This window comes from Paenibacillus sinopodophylli (assembly GCF_005930355.1).
Classification (GTDB): domain Bacteria; phylum Bacillota; class Bacilli; order Paenibacillales; family Paenibacillaceae; genus Pristimantibacillus; species Pristimantibacillus sinopodophylli.
In genome coordinates this window covers 924,297-941,976 of sequence record NZ_VDBO01000001.1, presented here as the reverse complement: position 1 = coordinate 941,976, position 17,680 = coordinate 924,297, and the positions used below count along the sequence as shown (strand labels likewise).

The following is a 17,680-nucleotide window of genomic DNA, read 5'->3' as shown; positions in this document are numbered from 1 at the left end:
CGGAGGGGAGGGAAGCGAATGCAGTTTTTATCCTTGGCATCTGCTTGGTTTATAGCTGCTCTGCCCATCATTGCTGCGATGTATCTGCTCAAGCGAACCTATGAGCGGAAAGAAATGGCAAGCAACTTGTTGTGGCGACGCGTGCTGAATGAGCAGGAGGCCAATCGTCCTTGGCAAAAGCTGAGAGCACGCTGGCTGCTGCTGTTGCAGTTGTTGATTGGAATGCTGCTCGTGGTTGCTCTCATGCAGCCTGTATTGACCAGGCAAGCAGCGCCGACAGGGCATGCGGTTATCGTTATTGATCGCTCGGTTGGAATGGCTACCAAACCCAGCGAAGCGAACGATTCCAGCGCGGCGAGCAGACTTGAACTGGCGACTATGCAGGCAGTCGATTGGGTCGATCAGCAGTCTGGCAAAAGACCAGTTACATTAATCTCCACTGGTCCTCATCCAGAAGTGCTGGCTAATCAAGTAAGAGATAAAAGCGAACTGAAAAGGATGCTGTTCGGCATCGTTCCGAATTATGGGAAGTCGGACCGGATAGCTGCGTTATCGCTCGCGGATTCGATTATACAGGATGATCCTTCTGGCGAAATAATCATCTATACGGATGGGCAATGGGCAGATGCAGAGGAAGCCAATCAATTGCGTTTTCAATCACCTGTAAGTCTTGTATTTGTTGATGAGAACACGCCAAACAACAATTTGTCGATCATGTATTTCGGGATAAAAGCAGCATCAAACGGAATGGATGTCAATAACGGTGTAATAACTGTACGTAATGAAAGCAAGCAGGCAGAACGGCTGCGACTTGATGTATACGCAGTCACTTCAGAGGATGAGCGGAAGCTGGTTGCAAGACCGGAGATTGATGTTCCAGCTGGGGAGTGGACGAGTGTAGAGGTACCTAATCTGCCGCCGGCACACTACTACAAGGCTCAGATTCATGGGAGCAATGATCGTTTTACAGCTGACAATACATCCTATCAATTCCTAGCTAATCCAAAAGAAAGACAGGCTTTACTTGTGACAGAAGGGAATATGTTTCTGGAGAAAGCATTGCGGCTTGCAGGTGTTCAAGCTGTCAAAATCAATCCAGAACAGCCTGCACCTGAAGAAGAGCAAACGAGTCAAGTAGATTGGATTGTGCTCGATGGCATTCACGCAGCTATGTTGGAAGATACGAATTGGTCAAAGCTGCTGGAACAGAAGCCATTGTGGATGATCGACCACCCCAATCCATTGGATGAAGGAGCGGCAGTGCCGCCAAATAACAGGGTGGAAACGAAGGAGCATGTTGTGACCTCTTATTTAACCTTCTCTGATACGCATATCGGCAGAATTGCCAAGCCTGATTCGGCTGATGTGTCATGGGGGGAAGCGATTCTCAGCTATGGAGGCATACCTGTTATTTATGCAGGAATGTACGATGGCAACCCTAGGCTTAGATTCACGTTTAACTTTCAAGATACGGATCTTCCGCTGAGGCCTGAATTTCCAGTGCTAGTTGTACAAGCGGCAGAGTGGATGAGTGGTACCAATCAGCTTGAGCTGGGCACCGCTGTTTCAGGGCAACAGGTAGATGTCTCCTTTCATTCTGAAACAGTGCAAGCCGAGTGGGTGATGGTTGAGAGCAGCATCGAAAGAGTAGAAGCCGATAAGCAAGCTGCAACGCTTGATCTTTCAGCTCCCGGCTTGTATTCCGTCCCTGTTCTTCCAGGCTTGTATCGACTGCTGGAATCGAGTAAAGATAATAAGGTTGTGGGTGACCGGCTGCTAGCAGTTACCAACGATTTCACAGAACTGTCTACAGCACTTGCCCGGGCAGAGAGCAAGCCGCAATTGGAATTGCAGTGGTCGAACGATAAAGCTGGTGGTCTGCAAGCGGATGACAGTCGCATGCCAGAGCAGCAGATATCGCTTCAATTTTTTGCAGCCCTATTATTGTTGCTCGTTATGGGATTAGAGTGGGAGGTGTATCGACGTGGGCTTTCAGGCTAACAGCCCGTGGGCGCTTCTATTGCTTCTGCCACTAACCATGTATGTATGGTGGATGGCCAATCGGACAATACGTCTGCAAGGTAGTCGGAAATGGATGTCTATTGCTATTCGTTCGCTCATTCTTTTACTACTTATTGCAATCGTTGCGAATGTTCACCCATATAAGGAAAAGGAACAGCGTAAAGTGATGGTTGTTGCTGATCGATCTGCTAGTGTAGACGCTGATGAAACGATTAGTACGTGGATCAAGGATGCTTGGAGTGCAACAAAACAAGATGATTACAGCGGTATTATATCCTCGGGCTTAAATGCAGCTGTAGAGCGGCCTTTGTCGAAGCTTGCTAATGGAGAAGTGAACAGCTTTTCATTCCGAGCAAATGTGAATCAGCAATATACAGACCTCTCGCAGGGTCTGCAGCTTGCGGCATCCATGCTTCAAAAAGAAGGAGGCGGTCACATCGTTCTGCTTTCTGATGGTGCAGAAAACACTGGCGATGCGCACAGACAAGCCCGGCTATTGAAGGACGGTGGCATTCCTGTTGATATTGTAGAACTGAAGCCTGAGCAGAGAACAGATGTGTCGGTTGAAGCCTTGCATGTGCCTGCGGCGCTTAAGCAGGGAGAGACATTCAGCTTTGAAATCGTTCTTGCAAGTACGACGGCAGTTCCGGCAGAGCTGCGCCTCTTTGCAGACAATAAGGAAATATCGATTTCAAGCATTCAGCTTGAAGAGGGCGAGAATCGATTTGTTCTGCAAAGCATTGCGGTTGATCCTGGTTTTCACCGATTTCGTGCGGAGATATATGCTCAAGGGGACGAGCAAGCAGCAAATAACACTGCTCATGCTTTCAGCCGTGTAAGCGGTCCTCCCGCTGTACTAATCGTAGAGGGAGCAAGCGGAACATCTGCGAATATTGAAGCTGCACTGCAAGCTTCGCTCATTCGCTACAAAACGATTATTCCCGAACAACTGTCTAATGAGCTGGCAGATTATGCTGCATACGACAGCATGATTCTTAACAATGTTTCAGCAGCGCGAATCGCGGAGAAACCGATGGAATGGATAGCAAAAGCGGTCAGCGATTATGGTGTTGGACTCGTCATGCTGGGCGGAGATGAGAGCTATGGGCTTGGGGGCTACTTCAAAACACCCATTGAGCGGGCGTTGCCAGTCCAAATGGACTTGCAAGGCAAGAAACAAATACCGTCCTTAGGGCTTATTCTTGTTATTGATCGATCAGGCAGCATGTCCGGCGGCAGCCTGGAGCTTGCGAAGGAAGCAGCGATGCGAACGGTAGAACTATTGCGGGATACCGATACGGTTGGGGTACTCGCTTTCGACTCATCGCCATGGTGGGTTGTTGAGCCTACACAGCTGACAGACCGAGACACGGTAATGTCTCAGATTCAAGGGATTCAGCCAGATGGCGGTACTGAAATTTTTCCGGCACTGAATGAGGGCTACGAAGGCTTGAAGGCGCTGGATGCTCAGCGAAAGCACATGATTCTGCTAACGGATGGACAGTCCGCATTTCATTCGGATTATAAGACAATCACCGATGCGATGAATGATCAGAATATGACATTATCTACTGTTGCGGTGGGTGAAGGGGCAGATCAACAATTGCTTGAACGCTTGGCAAAGGACGCGAAAGGGCGCTATTATTTCACCAAAGATCAAAGTACACTTCCCGCTATATTCAGCAGAGAGACTGTGATGATGTCCCGAACCTACATCGTAGAGCAGACGTTTACGCCGAGTATTGGTCAAGCAGGGGATTGGTCGGCTCGATGGGGAAGAGGACTGCCAGCTATTCATGCTTACGTTGCAACAATGCCGAAACAAACGGCAGAGATTGCATTATGGACGCCAGCTGGAGATCCGCTCCTCGCTCGCTGGACTTATGGCTCGGGCAGAACGGTCGCTTGGACGAGTGATTTGCTTGGCAAATGGGCAGGAGATTGGGTGAAGTGGCCAGAGCTGCCGAATGTGTTCGTGGATTGGGTCAAATGGACGTTTCCACAGTTCGAGAGCATGCCATATTCCATCATTGCGGAAAGGATTGGCAACGAAGTGTTGCTAAACGTACAATCTCTTGCAGGTGAAGACGGGTCAATCGGCGAGTTGTCAGTAGGCATTCAAGATCAGAATGGTCAATTTGAATTGAAACGGTTGATGCCGAAAGCACCGGGAGAGTACGAGACGAAGCTGTCCATTTCGGAGCCAGGCGTATATTTAGCACAAATTGGGCAGCAATCAGGCGATTCCTCAATTCAGGATGGCATTACATCAGGTTTCGTTATCCCGTATTCGCCAGAATACCGAATTGCGAATGAGACGGGTTCAGATTTACTACAGAAGATAGCAGCAACGACTGGTGGAAGGGTTCTTACACGGTCTGACCCGAAGCAGCTGTTTGCATTTGAACCTACACCTTCAAGGCTGCAATACGATTGGACGCAAGAGCTGCTAACAACAGCACTTCTATTGTGGCTGATGGATATTGCGGTACGGAGACTAGGGGTACCTTGGAGCCGTTTGTATAGCCTTTTTGGAAAAAGATTTCGAATGCCTACCCTTGTCGAATCACAAAAAAACCGTAATCGTGCAGACCTTATGGCCTCCGCCCGTAGTATGTCGCGCTTGCAGAATCGCAAAGCGGAAGCGGGACGGTTCTACGGCAGCAGCACGAATAGTGAGCTCTATGCGGAATCGAAAGCCAGCATAAGCGACGAGTCCATTTCGACTGCTAAGCCAACTTACAAAAAAGACGAAATTGCGGCTGGACATGTGATGGATGAGTCTGCTGTAGTAAAGACAGACGCTACCATCAATAGACTTTTAGCTGCTAAGAATAAAAAAAGACGTTAGTTATAAGTACTCTAATAGAAGCAAGATAGACACGGGTAGGCTTGCAAGGTACAATGCATGTATAGGACTAAAACATACTAATGGCTTGAAGGGAATGGGAAATATGTATCCTGAAATAACAGCAGCAGAGCTTGAAATCCAATTGAACGAAGGAAAAACTATAAATCTTGTTGACGTACGTGAGCCGGACGAGTGGCAAGAAGGACATATTGAAGCTGCACGCAGCATTCCGTTGTCGCAGCTGCAAGAGCGTATCAGCGAGCTGCAGCAGGGCGATCAAGAAATCGTCCTTATATGCCGCAGCGGCGGTCGCAGTGGTAAGGCATGTGATTATTTGCAAGCACAAGGCTACAAGGTGGTCAATGTAGCCGGCGGCATGCTGCAGTGGCCTGGTGAGATTGCAACAGGCAACTAAAAACAACAATTAGATTTAATGATGGAAGGAAAAGCCTCTATTTGGGGCTTTTTTATTTAAATATAGGAATGGATATGATTTGATTTCACGGTCCTTTCTCTATATTTCTCGGAATGAAACGCGCCGCGCCGGCGAAGGACGGCGAAAGCGGGTTCACCTTGTTGGAGCCATTTGAGGTATTCTTAATATTATAGGAATACATCTATATATTCGTATCGACAGCTAAGAAGCAAAGGATTGGGTGAGTGAGATGATCGTTATAAAAACGAATGAAGAAATTATGAAAATGAAAAATGCTGGCGAAATATTAGCTGCGTGCCACCGAGAGCTGCGGACATTCATTCGTCCAGGTCTGACAACATCAGAAATCGACCAGTTTGTTGAGCGGTTTCTCATTGAGCAGGGCGCAACACCGGAGCAAAAAGGCTACCATGGTTATCCTTATGCAACGTGCACATCGGTTAATGATGTCATTTGCCATGGTTTTCCTGGTCAAACCGTATTGGTCGAAGGAGATATTGTAACGGTGGATATGGTTGTCAATTTGGAAGGCTGGTTGGCTGACTCTGCATGGTCCTACGCTGTTGGCAACATTTCCGCAGCTTCGCAGAGGCTGCTTGATGTAACGAAGGAATCACTATATAAAGGAATTGAGCAGGCTGTTGTTGGCAACCGGATCGGCGATATTTCACATGCCATTCAAGCCTATGCGGAGGCCGAGGGCTTCTCGGTGGTGAGGGATTTTATCGGGCACGGGATCGGGCAGAAAATGCATGAGGAGCCGCAAGTTCCCCATTATGGGCCGCCAAACAGAGGAACACGATTGAAGGCAGGCATGGTGCTGACCATTGAGCCGATGCTTAATACAGGCAAGTATCATAGCAAGATCGATCAGGATGGCTGGACAGCTAGAACGGTTGACGGCGGATGGTCGGCGCAATATGAGCATACGCTCGCGATCACCGAGGATGGCCCTATTATTTTAACTGCACAGTAAGATTAGGGAGAAACAGGCTGGCGTTGTTGACGCAGGCCTGTTTTTTAAAATATGGGAAGATATATCTTAATGAAAGCAAATCGTAACAAACCTTAAATCTTATAGCTTTCTGGCATAGTAGATCAACAGGGTATAGAATACGATCAAAACAAAAATCAAGCTGCCCATTAAGGTAAAGAAAACGTTGGCATTAAAGAAGCCGGAGACGATCGCGGCTACGCCAAGCCCGATGAGGACAATGCTCATCCCGAGCGTGCTCGCATTTCGAAAAATCAGTCCGGTTCGCTCATCGTTCTCCGCAATGTACAATTTTTTCATTTCCGTATCGTTTTTCCTGGCTCTCATGCATTTGCCCAAGTACCATGCTGCAACCACTTCAAATCCGATGAACGCTCCGATGTGAAAGCCTTTGATAAAGCTGGGTAGAACAGGCAGATGATCGCGATAGAGCATCAAGCCTGCGAAAATGAGCGCAGCTCCAGCTGCAGCGAACGACACTAGGTTCATGCGCGTTCGCATCTTTTCCTTATAAGCATTCATTACAATTCCTCCATATCGCTGAAATCGAATACTTCTTCAATTGTCAGCCCAAAATATTTGGCGATTTTGTAGGCAAGCTGCAAAGACGCCATGTACTTTCCGATCTCGAGCGACGTGATCGTCTGCCGGGTCACGCCAACGGCAAGTCCCAGTTCTTCTTGAGAAAGCTTTTGCTGTTTGCGTAATTCGGCAATTCGTGTTTTCAAGTCATCACACCTTTGCAAGGTTTACTTTGCAATTTTAGTATAGTTTGCTTTGCATTAAATGTAAAGTAAACTTTGCAATTTTAAAATTCCTGCCTTACAGCCCCTGAAAGATGATAATCATGTGAGACGGGAGGTGGTATCCGTTTTACATGGTATTACGTGTTACATTTTTGCTAAACAAAGCGTCTATATTCATATGAGAGCGTTTAAGCGGTAATTCACAGAATGAGTAAACATTCCCTAATTGGAAAGGGGGAGTCGTCTTGACCAGAAAAAGTGGATTCATTATTATGGCCGTACTAGCTTTGATGACGATCGGACTTGCCCTTGATGCTGTGCGAGTGAACACAGACAATTTCGGTTATTTTCTACCGTTAAAGGTGACGCTTCATAACGAATCTGATTTCGATGTAGTTTCGATTGAAACAGGTATCCAATCAGGCAGTGAGAAGCAAGTCATAACCAAAACGGTCAAACCAGGAGCCAAGGCAATCATTAAACCGAATTTTCATGTAAAAGGTGAAGGTGCCGTGTACTTGAAGTACACGGATTCGCGCGGCAATATTACTGAAACAAGCGCTTGCGGCTATACGGAATCTATGTCCGGTCGCACGTCTATAACCATTGATAACGATGGCGTATTAGAAAACGAGCAAAAATGCTATTAAAGCTACCCCATCAGCTGATGAGATTAAGGCGGGGATTGTAGCAGCTTTGCTAAGGTTCCATTCATGCAATTGGAATGCGTGTCATATAGTTAAATGCAAAGGTACAGGCATGACTTGGCGATGAATGGAAGGCGGTGCTTGGCTTGGCAACTGACGCAACCAATCATGAAGCGGAATATACGATAGATTTCACTGTACAAGGTATGAGTTGTACTGCATGTGCGGCTAGAATTGAGAAGGCAGTGGGCAAAATGGAAGGCGTTGAACTGGCCGCTGTAAGCTTTCCTCTTCGCACAGCATGGGTGCAATTCAAGCCTGCACGAATTGAAGCAAAGCAAATTGCCGAGAGAGTCAAGCAGCTCGGCTTTGTTGCCATGCTGAATGAAAGTGCAAAGGAAGGGCTGCATAAGGAACATCGGGCGTTAAAGCTGCGGCTAATGATAGCCGTCATGCTTACTTTGCCGCTGTTAACCAGCATGCTCGGCCATATCCCATTGCTTGTTCCATGGATAAATCAGCTGCCTCAGTGGCTTGTTCTTCCTTGGCTTCAGCTTGCGCTTGCGACGATTATTCAGTTCGCGATTGGCATGCCTTTCTATTTCGGCGCTTATCATGCGCTACGAGAGCGAAGTGCCAATATGGACGTGCTTGTTGTGATCGGCACGTCGGCGGCTTATCTTTATAGTCATTATGTTGTTTTCCAGAATGGCTTGCTCCAGCCGCTTGCTGCGTCTAGTGCACATTCTCTGCCATTGTACTTCGAGACCTCCGCTGTCGTGATGACTGCTGTACTGCTTGGCAAATATATCGAAACATCTGCTTCACTGAAGGCACTGAGCGGATCAGATGGATATGGCAAGCTGCAAAGCCAAACTGCCGTTGTAGAGAGAGCTGGCGAGCGTATTCATATACAGACGGAGTTCGTAAGAGCAGGGGATATCGTCATCGTTGAGATGGGGGAAATCATTCCTGTCGATGGGATCATTACAGCTGGACAATCTGAGGCGAATGAAGCTCTGTTAACTGGCGAGAGCCTGCCTGTTGCGAAGGGTGAAGGCGATCCGGCATGGGCTGGAACGCGCAATGAAACGGGACCGCTTCGTATCCGAACAGAAGCTGCAGGACATGATACGATGCTGAATCGTATACAGGAGCTTGTCCGGCAAGCTCAACGTTCGAAGTCTGCGATACAGCGCAATGTAGATGCGGCTGCTAGCTGGTTTGTTCCTGTTATGCTTGCATTTGCACTAATTACTGTGTTGCTGTGGGTCGTTCTATTGGATCCAGGCAATTGGAGTAAAGCGTTGATATGCGGAATAGCGGTGCTGTTGGCAGCATGTCCGTGTGCCCTTGGTTTGGCAGCTCCTATTTCATTGGTGATTGCCTCAGGAAGACTCGCTAAGCAAGGGATCATAGCTAAGGAAGCGGGGGCATTAGAGCGGCTTGCAAGCATTCAAACGGTTATTTTCGATAAAACAGGCACTTTGACTGAAGGGAAACCGAAAGTAAATGCCATATTTGCAAGGACTGGCAGCCGCTCAGCTCTACTGCGAATGGCAGCTGCTGTTGAGTCGGAGTCGACGCATCCGCTTGCGACTGCGATAGTGAAAGAATCCGTGAAGCAGGGACTTATTATTCCTTCTGTCAGCGAATATGCATTCACACCAGGTGGAGGCGTTGAAGCTGTCATTGAAAAGCAGCACGTTTCAGTAGGTAACGCAGCCTTCACGATAAGACACAAATGGATAATGGACGATTCAATTATTTCGTTCGCCGAGCATCGTGAAGAGCTTGGTGAAACGGTGCTTTATGCTGCGGTAGATCGGAGTGCGATAGGTGCTCTTGCTTTTAGCGATAGCGTGAAAGAAAATGCTAGAGATACAGTAAAGCAGCTCAAGGCACAGGGCGTGACGTCAGTACTCGCTACTGGTGATCATATAGCGCCCGCGCTAGCCGCCGCCAAGGCTGTAGGCATTACAGAGGTTTATTCCTCCATGATGCCGGAGGGAAAGCTTGATCTCATTGCGCTTAAGCAGCGGAAGGGAACACGTGTAGCCATGGCAGGCGATGGCTGGAACGATGCACCTGCGCTGGCAGCGGCAGATGTAGGGCTTGCCATGGGAGAAGGTGCGGATGCTGCATTAAGCGCAGGTCACATGACTTTGTTGTTCTCACGGCTCAAAGCGATTCCAGAAGCGATTAGTATCAGCAGGCTGACGATTCGGAATGTGAGACAGAACTTAACCTTTGCTTTTCTTTATAATGTAATTGTGATTCCCTTTGCAGCTCTAGGATTACTTGAACCTTGGATGGCTGGAACAGCTATGGCGCTAAGCTCGGTATCGGTCGTAGGGAATGCTCTACGGCTTAAAGGGCAACTGAGAAGAAAAGCGGGCGTATATCCATGATGCTCACTTGGCAGCTCATAGGCTTTATCATTCTGACAGGCTTGTTCAGTGCTCCTCATTGCATGGGGATGTGTGGAGGGATCGTTTCTGCTGTTTCTTTGAATACAACGGCTTCAGTTCGGAGGTCGATGCTGTTATACAATGCTGGTCGCATCCTATCCTACAGCCTGCTAGGTGCAGCAATGGGTACCGTAGGATCGTTTGTTGATGTTGCTGGCAAATTCGCCGGTATGCAGGGGCTTGCTTCAATTATCGGGGGCTGCTTCTTGCTGTTGTGGCTGTGGCGGCGATTCCAGCTACCTTTTATGTATAGACTTTCGACAATCCTATATAAAAGACTGGCTCAGAATACGAATGCGAATGAAACCAGACGGAAAGAAACGCTGCATCTGCTTGCGACAGGCATTGCTTTCGGATTCCTTCCATGCGGTCTAACCTATGCGATGCAAATGACAGCAGCCTCTACTGGCTCAGGGCCGGCAGGTGCTGCTGTTATGGCTTTGTTCGGTTTGTCTACGTTCCCGGCCTTGGCCTTGGCAGCTTCCTTTGCTTCGTTTGCGAACAAAAGGTGGCGCCGGTTCATGCATAAAGCAAGCTTTGCCACAGCTTTTGCAGTAGGCGTGATATCCATACTGCGCGGACTCGCAGCGAGCGGCATCATTCCGACGATTAATCCATGGTTGTGGTAGGATCAATGAACAGCCTTCAGCAATCGGCTAATTGTGTAAGACTGCTGGTTCGTTTCTAGCGTCAGAGTTGCACTCCAAGTGCCCGCCATGAGCGGAACACCTTCACCTTCATAGTTCCCGGGGGATGATTCAATCATCTCGAAATCATAATCTCCGCATACCATACTGAGCATCTCTAGTTTTACCCTTATGACAGCATCTTTAATGGGTAATCCTTGCAGGTCCTTGATATCTACTGTGAAAAGGTTTGCATGCAGAACCTTGGCTGGATATTCGCTGATCATCCAGCTTGCTGTACCGATGTCGAAAGTATGCTCTGTTATTTGCGGCGGATCAGCGTCGTCTGAGCTAAACCACCATATGGCTGATCCAGCCAATAATGAAACCAGAATGACTATATATATGTACTTAGGTTTGGTATGCGGATCTTTTAGCGGCTTCTGCATAATCGTAATGAACCTCCTGTATACTTCCAGTTATGAATGTTTCTTCTTTCATTTACCTATGCGGCGACGAACGGAAGCAGAACAGGGGGAACAAGCGAAGCCTATATTGCCAAATTTGATATTTTAGGTCATATTAGGAATAAAAGATCTGTTACGGTTTATATTCGACTGTCATATGCGGCTAATCACGAAACAAATGACGAATACAATAAAAACAACCAAATGTATGCAGTGACGGAGGAGCAGCCATGCTCCTTCTTGCTGTTTCTGACTTCGTAAAGACTAAACGATTCGTTTGTTTGGCAAATCGCTGTTAAGTGGATAAGTTCTGCTACTGAATAGCTATTTCGGCATGTTCAGGAGGCGTAATGTTTACGATCTTTGCAAGGTTAGCTGATAAGGTGGGCATAGGAAACGGACGCTTAGACCGAATATGCAAGAACAAAGGAGCTGACAGGTAAGATGTTGGAAAGATACGGTCACGGGGGAGATTTAAGGACCGCTGAGGAAGTTTTTGATAGGCCCGCGCATCAGTTTGTTGATTTCAGCTCAAATATGAATCCGCTTGGACCGCCCCCAAGTGTTAAGGAAGTATTGAATCGCTACATCGATACGATTGGATATTATCCGGACCCTGCTGTTAGAGGGCTAAGACGCAAGCTGGGCAATAAGTATAATATCAATGAGCAGTCGATTGTAGTAGGGAATGGGACTGCTGAGCTTATTGATTTAATTGTTCGCGCACTACAACCCAAATTAACAACGCTTGTAATCCCCTCATTCGATGAATACGGGGATTCTATTCGAAAAATTGGCGGAGCCGTGTATGAGATCAAGCTTTCACAACACAATCAATTCGAATTGAGCACTGATTCCGAACATCTTTGTGAAGCAGCAGCCACCGGCTCCTTATTTATACTTGGTTCGCCGAATAATCCGACAGGGCAGCTCGTTGATCCTGAATTGATCCGTACGCTGCTCAGTCGTGGAGCATATGTCGTTTTAGACGAATCCTTTATGGATTTCGTTCCTAATGAATCTGCTTTTAGCCTTATTCAAGAGGCAACGAAACATGAAAGACTTTTTGTTATTCGATCCATGACCAAGTTCTATTCCGTGCCAGGTATTCGATTGGGTTACATTGTTGGAATGCCAAGAACGTTAAGCGGTTTAAAGCGCCTGCAAATCTCATGGAGTGTGAATTCACTAGCCCAACAGATTGGAGAATCTGTCATTGATGAATCCAACTATGCTGAACAAACCCACGTATGGCTGCAAGAGGAACGGCCTTGGCTTGCCTCGGGGCTGCGAGCACTAGGATTCGAGGTGAATCCTAGTGCTGCCAACTTTTTGTTAGTCAAGCTGCCGAGAGATTGTCGATTAAGTGCAAGCATGATGCAGCTGCAGATGGGCAAGCAAGGAGTGCTTATTCGCGATGCGTCTCGATTCCCAGGGCTCGATCATTCCTACATTCGTGTTGCGGTCAAGCTTCGACAGCAGAATGAAATATTGTTAACAGCATTAAGTAAATGTTTGTCCGATTATAGCGAATCAAGTCATTAGTTTGATTAATTGTTAATGTCATTAAATAATTGTTCATACGGTGGACTCCAGACGGGAAAGAGGAATTGCATCCATATAGTAGTTACATAACGGGTCATTCATGTAAAATAGGGAGTGAAACGTAGAATGGAGGATTTATTCTTTGATACGCATTGTAGGCTATACCAAACAAAAAGAATGGTTAACAGATCTGACTATTGATGATCTGAAGTCAACCGAACTCGAATGGTACTGGGTTGATTTCCACAAGCCATTGGAAGAAGAATGTCGACTGCTTGATACATACTTTCATTTCCACCCGCTTGCCATCGAGGACTGTTACCATTTGCTGCAGCGCCCTAAGATCGATCATTATGAGGATGTACATTTTTTTGTGCTGCATGAGGTGGAGCGCAAGACATTAACAGTGAATGAAATCAACATGTTTCTCGGCCCGAATTTCATCGTCACGTTCCATTATGAGCATTCACCTGAAATTGAGGAAGCACGGACGAAGTTATTAGCGAGCAAGAAGATTGGTGAGAAAGGACAGCTCTATGCTGCCTATTTGGTCATGGACAAGCTGGTAGATCAATATTTTCCAGCGGTTCATGAACTGGAGGACCAACTGCTGGATATGGAAATTGGAACGGATGATGGGCAAAGTCAGACATTGATGTCGGACATATTCAACATTCGATCCAGGCTGCTTCGGCTGCGCAAAACGATCTTACCGATGCGGGATTTGTTATACAGACTAACGAATTCCGACCGCATCGAGGGAATGGAACCCTATTTAGCATTTTATCATGACATCTATGACCACCTGCTTAAGCTGTCCGAGATGATGGACTCAAGTCGTGAAATGACAGCAGATCTGCGCGATAACTATATCTCGTACAACTCTAATCGAATGAACGCCATCATGAAGACGTTGACGGTTATTACGACGATCTTCATGCCGTTGACGTTTCTGGCCGGTATATATGGAATGAATTTCAAGAACATGCCTGAGCTTGAATGGAGCGGCGGATACTTTGCCGTCATTACCGTTATGCTTGTCATTGGGCTGGGGATGTACGCTTGGTTTCGCAGTAAAGGCTGGTTTAAATGATTTTGCTTAAGGAGATTGGATAGCTATGGAGATGAAAGAGTCTGCTCAGATGAGCACGAGGAAGAAGCTGGCGATTGCCGGTATTTTAACAGGAATTCTGCTTGCCTTGGTCATTATGCTATATCTCATGATCATCGCGCTTGGACACCGAAACGATGCTAATTTGTTGAAGTCGGATCAGGTGCTGCACTATGCCTATCACACGAAAACTTCTCCGAACGGAATGAAGCTGCATGTGCTGCAGACGAAGCCTGCCTTTGTGACCTTAGAAACGATAAATAATAACGTTACGCTGACTGGGAAGGTTGGTATTAACGGTGGTTTTTTCTACGGCGATCAACTGCTCAGCATTGGCGTAGTCAACAGTATTCCCGTTAACAAAGATATTGGCAGCTTCGGAACGGGTAGTGAAAACGTGAAGTATGCCCGCGGTACGCTCGTATGGGACGGCGCTTCGGATCAACTTAGCGTACAAATTGCAAGCAAAGCTTCTGAGCTGAAAGTGAAGGACCATACGCGGTTCTGGGCGCAGGGGGGCATCAGCATGAGTCTAGGTGATGATGCGGGATGGGTGAAGCAAACGGAGAATGAGCATGCACCGTTTCCAGCTGATGACAGGCTGCGTTCAGCAGCGGTCTACGATAGCAGCGGATCTCTTTATTTAATTGTAAGCGAAACGAAAGGATCATTGGCTTTATTCAGAGAAGCGACCATTCAGACAGTTGGAGATGGAAAGCTTGTTGACGGGATCTTTCTTGACGGCGACGGTTCGTCACAGCTGCTAAGCAGCGATGCCGCGATACCTGGCGACAATCGTCCTGTTGTGCAGATGCTGCGCATCGTGAAATAAGGGTAAGGATGAGGAGTTATGAATATGGGTCAATTGCATTTGCCGATTGATTCGGTATTGCCGCAGCTGCTGGCTGCTCTGAGCAGTGGAACGAATGCTGTACTGGTGGCGGAGCCCGGTGCAGGCAAGACAACGCGAGTACCGCTAGCTATTCTGAATGAGCCATGGCTGTCAGGCAGAAAAATAGTCATGTTGGAGCCGAGAAGATTAGCAGCACGCTCTGCTGCCGCCTTCATGGCGGGAACACTTGGTGAGGAGGTTGGCCAAACGGTAGGCTACCGCGTGAGGATGGATACACGTATAAGCCGTCATACACGCATCGAAGTGGTGACGGAAGGCGTATTAACGCGAATGCTGCAGGAAGACCCGGCATTGGAGCAGATTGGTGCTGTGTTGTTTGATGAATTTCATGAGAGACATTTGAATGGTGATCTAGGGCTAGCGCTTTGCTTGCAGTCGCAAGCGCTTCTCCGTGAGGATTTGCGAATAATGGTAATGTCGGCAACGCTGGATGCAGCTCCCATTGCTGAGCTTCTTGGAGAAGCACCGATTATTCGAAGTGAAGGGCGAGTATTTCCAGTGGCAACAAATTATGCTTCTCAGAAGCAGGCTGGACCCATTGAGCCGCGAATGGCAGCGGTCATACTGGAAGCTTTGCGTTCTCAGGAAGGGGACTTGCTTGCTTTCTTGCCCGGCGTAGCCGAAATCAGACGTACAGCTCGAAAGCTATTGGAACTAGGTTTTCCTGCTGGCATTCGAATGGAAGAGCTGCATGGCAGCCTTCCGCTTGAGCAGCAGGATGCGGCTATTGCTCGCTGCAAACCTGGGGAGCGAAAAGTCGTGCTTGCCACTTCCATTGCGGAATCAAGCTTGACGGTGGAAGGCATTACGATCGTAGTTGACAGCGGTTTAATGCGTATACCGCGTTTCTCACCGCGCACAGGAATGAGCCGTCTAGAGACTGTTCCCGTCTCAGCCGCCTCTGCGGATCAGCGGCGGGGAAGAGCGGGGCGTTTGGCGGCAGGAACCTGCTATCGGTTATGGACAGAGCAGGAGCATCCTTATTTGCTTGATCATAACACGCCAGAGCTGCTCGAAGCTGACCTTTCATCCCTTGCACTTGAGCTTTCCATTTGGGGGGTTCAGGATGCAGCAGAGCTAGATTGGGTTACGCCGCCGCCTGCTGCTTCCTACGAGCAAGCTGTTTCGCTTCTGAAGCAGCTTGGTGCAGTTGATGCTGCAGGCAAGCCGACTGCAAGCGGCCTTCAGATGGCGAAATTCGGCCTGCATCCGCGACTAGGTGCGATGATTCTGAAAGCATCCGAGTTCGGTGCCGTACGATTAGCTTGCGAAGCTGCAGCTTTACTCAATGAACGCGACTTGCTTACACAAGAACGCAATGTCGATATTCAGCTGAGACTGGAGCTGCTGCATGCCTATTCGGGATCTGGCCGAATCACGCACAATGAAGGCAGAGGGGAGAATCCTGCGAGCGGAGCTGCGCGCCGAATCGCCTTGCAAGCAGCTCAATGGGAAAAGCTTGTTGTTTCGGACGTTAAAGATCATTTGAAGCTAAGCACTATTGCTGGCATACCGATTGGTATTCTTCTTGCGTTTGCTTATCCGGATCGTCTTGCGCAGCGGCGAAGCGATGGACGTTATTTATTGGCGAACGGGAGGGGTGCCGTGCTGCCAGAGCAGCAGCCTCTTTCCCTTTTTTCCTATCTTGCTGCTTGTGAAATGGATGATGCTGGAACAGAGAGCCGTATCCGACTTGCAGCAGAACTGCAGCAAGCTGATTTGGAGAAATATTTGCATGATCAGTTCATACATGAAGAAATTATAGAATGGGATGCGGGGGCACAGGCCGTTAGGGCCCGCAAGCGAGTTCGGATAGGCGTTCTTATTCTGAAAGAAACGATCACACAGAAGCCGGACGATGAGAAGGTAGCAGACGTCTTGCTTGCCGCCATCAGGCAGGCTGGATTTGCGATGCTGCCCATGAGCAAGCAAGCGCAGCAGCTAAAAGCTAGAATGCTGCTTATGTCGCGTGCGGGTACCGACTGGCCTGATGGCAACGATGAAGCACTTCTGGAGACAGCTGGCGAGTGGCTGAGACCTCATATACTCGGTATGAAAAGCCGATCGGATATGCAACGGCTGCCGATGCTGCAACTGCTTGAGAGCAAGCTGACATGGCAGCAGAAGCAGGAGCTGGATGAACAGATTCCGACACATATTGTAGTACCAAGCGGTTCTCGCATACCCGTTGATTATAGTGATCCCGAACAGCCGGTACTTGCGGTACGTCTACAAGAGCTGTTCGGCTTGAAGGAAACGCCGAGACTGGCAAGAGGCAGACTTGCCGTAACGCTGCATTTACTCTCGCCTTCTCAGCGGCCTGTGCAAGTCACTCGAGATTTGAAAAGCTTTTGGGAAAATGCTTATTTTGAAGTGAAGAAGGACTTGAAAGGCCGCTATCCTAAGCATTATTGGCCTGACGATCCCTATGCGGCAGCACCGACTAATCGGACGAAGCCGAGACCGCGTTGATGCGCTCGGCTCTCGTTGCCTGCTGCTTGTTCATATGAAAGGAAGCGATCTGCGAATATGATTTATTACCTTTTAGCTGTCTATTTATTGGTCATTAACTGTTATACCTTTTTATTAATGGGGTTGGATAAAAAAAGTGCACGAAAACAACGAAGGCGGGTGCCTGAAAAAAGACTGTTTCTACTGAGCGCTGTGGGCGGAGCAGGAGGCACATGGCTTGCCATGAAGACATGGCGCCATAAGACTAAACATCGTTCGTTCACCGTAGGCATTCCCTTTTTATTCGGACTAAATATATTGCTCATTCTTGGTATTGTATGGCTGAATGGAATTGGATTGAATACCTGATTGCGTAAAGAAGCTGACCTATGGTATATTG

At 47.9% G+C, this 17,680-nt stretch carries 15 protein-coding genes; 12 read left to right on the top strand and 3 right to left on the bottom strand.

The annotated features are described in order from the left end of the window. Positions 1–18: 18 nt before the first annotated feature. The 4 genes from FGT79_RS04125 (at position 19) to map (ending at position 6,285) form a co-directional block, all read left to right on the top strand. Positions 19–2,001 (top strand): vWA domain-containing protein, encoded by a 1,983-nt coding sequence (locus tag FGT79_RS04125; RefSeq protein WP_138751498.1) that lies wholly within the window; start codon positions 19–21, stop codon positions 1,999–2,001. Next, positions 1,985–4,873, top strand: coding sequence for a VWA domain-containing protein (locus FGT79_RS04120; RefSeq protein WP_138751497.1), 2,889 nt, complete (start codon positions 1,985–1,987; stop codon positions 4,871–4,873). Before FGT79_RS04125 ends, FGT79_RS04120 begins: the two co-directional genes overlap by 17 nt. Positions 4,874–4,976: 103 nt before the next feature. Then, entirely contained in the window at positions 4,977–5,288 is a 312-nt protein-coding gene (locus FGT79_RS04115; RefSeq protein ID WP_138751496.1) for a rhodanese-like domain-containing protein, read from the top strand. Between the two features lie 250 nt (positions 5,289–5,538). Then, positions 5,539–6,285: a type I methionyl aminopeptidase gene (gene map, locus FGT79_RS04110; RefSeq protein ID WP_138751495.1), complete on the top strand. Its 747-nt coding sequence runs from the start codon at positions 5,539–5,541 to the stop codon at positions 6,283–6,285. 99 nt (positions 6,286–6,384) lie between these two features. On the opposite strand, the gene FGT79_RS04105 is transcribed toward map, so the two are convergent. After that, entirely contained in the window at positions 6,385–6,825 is a 441-nt protein-coding gene (locus tag FGT79_RS04105) for a hypothetical protein (RefSeq protein WP_138751494.1), read from the bottom strand. Then, on the bottom strand, positions 6,825–7,031 hold the full coding sequence (locus FGT79_RS04100) for a helix-turn-helix transcriptional regulator (protein ID WP_138751493.1): 207 nt from the start codon (positions 7,029–7,031) through the stop codon (positions 6,825–6,827). Before FGT79_RS04100 ends, FGT79_RS04105 begins: the two co-directional genes overlap by 1 nt. A 263-nt stretch (positions 7,032–7,294) precedes the next feature. Between FGT79_RS04100 and FGT79_RS04095 the strand changes: the two genes are divergently transcribed. The 3 genes from FGT79_RS04095 to FGT79_RS04085 all read left to right on the top strand — a co-directional run bounded on the left by FGT79_RS04095 (position 7,295) and on the right by FGT79_RS04085 (position 10,796). After that, complete coding sequence (locus tag FGT79_RS04095) at positions 7,295–7,699, top strand: hypothetical protein (RefSeq protein WP_138751492.1); 405 nt, start codon at positions 7,295–7,297, stop codon at positions 7,697–7,699. 143 nt (positions 7,700–7,842) lie between these two features. After that, complete coding sequence (locus FGT79_RS04090; RefSeq protein WP_138751491.1) at positions 7,843–10,107, top strand: heavy metal translocating P-type ATPase; 2,265 nt, start codon at positions 7,843–7,845, stop codon at positions 10,105–10,107. Continuing rightward, a complete protein-coding gene (locus FGT79_RS04085; RefSeq protein WP_138751490.1) occupies positions 10,104–10,796 on the top strand; it encodes a sulfite exporter TauE/SafE family protein in 693 nt (230 codons plus the stop codon). Before FGT79_RS04090 ends, FGT79_RS04085 begins: the two co-directional genes overlap by 4 nt. 2 nt (positions 10,797–10,798) lie before the next feature. Here the strand turns inward: FGT79_RS04085 and FGT79_RS04080 are convergent, their stop codons facing one another. Then, positions 10,799–11,242 (bottom strand): hypothetical protein, encoded by a 444-nt coding sequence (locus tag FGT79_RS04080; protein ID WP_138751489.1) that lies wholly within the window; start codon positions 11,240–11,242, stop codon positions 10,799–10,801. Positions 11,243–11,704: 462 nt separating this feature from the next. Here FGT79_RS04080 and FGT79_RS04075 point away from each other — a divergent pair, with 462 nt between their 5' ends. From FGT79_RS04075 to FGT79_RS04055, 5 genes are all read left to right on the top strand, one after another. Beyond that, entirely contained in the window at positions 11,705–12,805 is a 1,101-nt protein-coding gene (locus tag FGT79_RS04075; protein ID WP_138751488.1) for a pyridoxal phosphate-dependent aminotransferase, read from the top strand. 142 nt (positions 12,806–12,947) lie between these two features. Continuing rightward, the gene (gene corA / locus FGT79_RS04070; protein ID WP_138751487.1) at positions 12,948–13,898 is read left to right on the top strand and encodes a magnesium/cobalt transporter CorA; all 951 of its coding nucleotides are present in this window, start codon (positions 12,948–12,950) and stop codon (positions 13,896–13,898) included. A gap of 25 nt (positions 13,899–13,923) precedes the next feature. Further along, positions 13,924–14,748: a hypothetical protein gene (locus tag FGT79_RS04065; protein WP_138751486.1), complete on the top strand. Its 825-nt coding sequence runs from the start codon at positions 13,924–13,926 to the stop codon at positions 14,746–14,748. 24 nt (positions 14,749–14,772) lie between these two features. Beyond that, positions 14,773–17,301: an ATP-dependent helicase HrpB gene (gene hrpB, locus FGT79_RS04060; protein WP_138751485.1), complete on the top strand. Its 2,529-nt coding sequence runs from the start codon at positions 14,773–14,775 to the stop codon at positions 17,299–17,301. Positions 17,302–17,358: 57 nt separating this feature from the next. Continuing rightward, complete coding sequence (locus FGT79_RS04055; protein ID WP_138751484.1) at positions 17,359–17,649, top strand: DUF1294 domain-containing protein; 291 nt, start codon at positions 17,359–17,361, stop codon at positions 17,647–17,649. Positions 17,650–17,680: the final 31 nt, after the last annotated feature.

Coding starts and splice junctions, on each gene's coding strand:
- FGT79_RS04125 (WP_138751498.1), top strand. CDS start 19: ATGCAGTTTTTATCCTTGGCATCTGCTTGGTTTATAGCTGCTCTGCCC.
- FGT79_RS04115 (WP_138751496.1), top strand. CDS start 4,977: ATGTATCCTGAAATAACAGCAGCAGAGCTTGAAATCCAATTGAACGAA.
- map (WP_138751495.1), top strand. CDS start 5,539: ATGATCGTTATAAAAACGAATGAAGAAATTATGAAAATGAAAAATGCT.
- FGT79_RS04105 (WP_138751494.1), bottom strand. CDS start 6,825: ATGAATGCTTATAAGGAAAAGATGCGAACGCGCATGAACCTAGTGTCG.
- FGT79_RS04085 (WP_138751490.1), top strand. CDS start 10,104: ATGATGCTCACTTGGCAGCTCATAGGCTTTATCATTCTGACAGGCTTG.
- FGT79_RS04080 (WP_138751489.1), bottom strand. CDS start 11,242: ATGCAGAAGCCGCTAAAAGATCCGCATACCAAACCTAAGTACATATAT.
- FGT79_RS04075 (WP_138751488.1), top strand. CDS start 11,705: ATGTTGGAAAGATACGGTCACGGGGGAGATTTAAGGACCGCTGAGGAA.
- FGT79_RS04065 (WP_138751486.1), top strand. CDS start 13,924: ATGGAGATGAAAGAGTCTGCTCAGATGAGCACGAGGAAGAAGCTGGCG.
- hrpB (WP_138751485.1), top strand. CDS start 14,773: ATGGGTCAATTGCATTTGCCGATTGATTCGGTATTGCCGCAGCTGCTG.
- FGT79_RS04055 (WP_138751484.1), top strand. CDS start 17,359: ATGATTTATTACCTTTTAGCTGTCTATTTATTGGTCATTAACTGTTAT.